This window comes from Catenibacterium sp. CAG:290 (assembly GCF_000437715.1).
In the GTDB taxonomy this organism is placed as follows: Bacteria; Bacillota_I; Bacilli_A; order Erysipelotrichales; family Coprobacillaceae; genus Catenibacterium; species Catenibacterium mitsuoka_A.
Window position 1 is genome coordinate 1 of the sequence record NZ_FR898782.1, and the last position, 978, is coordinate 978.

Sequence of the window (978 nt, forward strand, 5' to 3'; positions counted from 1 at the left end):
GTAGGATGTTCTAATTATGGATGTATGACTATGGGAATGGTTAGGACAACAGGGGAACTAGATAGTTCCTCTTTTTGATATTATGAAACTGCTCATATTTGTAGGCTATATTGTGATAGAATATGATACATATAAAAGGGGGAATTACACATGTATAAATTAATCGCATTTGATATGGATGGTACACTTCTTAATAGTGAAAAGAAGATTTCTAATAAAACAGTAGAGGCTATTAATAAGGCAATTGAGGCAGGTAAGATAGTAATACTTAATACAGGAAGATGTCCTGCAGAGCTTAAGGAGTATAGAGAAGTGCTACCAAGACTACGCTATGTGAATTGTGTCAGTGGTGCACTTGTCTATGATTATGAAGAAGAAAGAAGTATCTATGAATCACCATTAAGTGAAGAAGAAGTCAACACATTGATTCAAATTGGTAAGGAAACGGATGAGATGGTTCATTTAATGGGAATTACATCTGTAGTAGAAAAAGACAAAGTGCCACATATGAATGATTATTATATGGGTGTCTACCAGCCGATGTATGAAGAAGTCACTACTAAAGTAGATAACATCTATGACTATTATGTAGGTAATCCTTATTCAGTACATAAGCTTAACATCTATCATCATTCAAAAGCTGCAAGAGATCATACAAGAAAAGCTATTAAAGAAGCAGGACTTAAATTAGAGATGAAGGATTCAGAAGCAACAGGTTTAGAAATGAATGCGAAAGGTGTAGATAAAGGAACTGGATTAAAACAGTTATGTCATCATTTAGGTATCTCCATTGAAGAGACTATAGTAGTAGGTGATGCAGATAATGATAAGGAAGCATTAGAAACTGCAGGTCTTGCAGTTGCAATGGGTAATGCGAAAGAGAGTATTAAAGAAATCAGTGATGTAATTGTATCTGATAATGATCATGATGGATGTGCTGAGGTAATAGAAAATTATTTGTTGTAAGAGATGTATATA

The 978-nt window shown here is 33.8% G+C and carries 1 protein-coding gene; it reads left to right on the forward strand.

All coding sequences use genetic code 11. From position 1 onward, the window contains the following. The first annotated feature begins 150 nt into the window (after window positions 1-150). Entirely contained in the window at window positions 151-966 is an 816-nt protein-coding gene (locus tag QVO42_RS02750; RefSeq protein WP_022424657.1) for a Cof-type HAD-IIB family hydrolase, read from the forward strand. Window positions 967-978 lie beyond the last annotated feature (12 nt).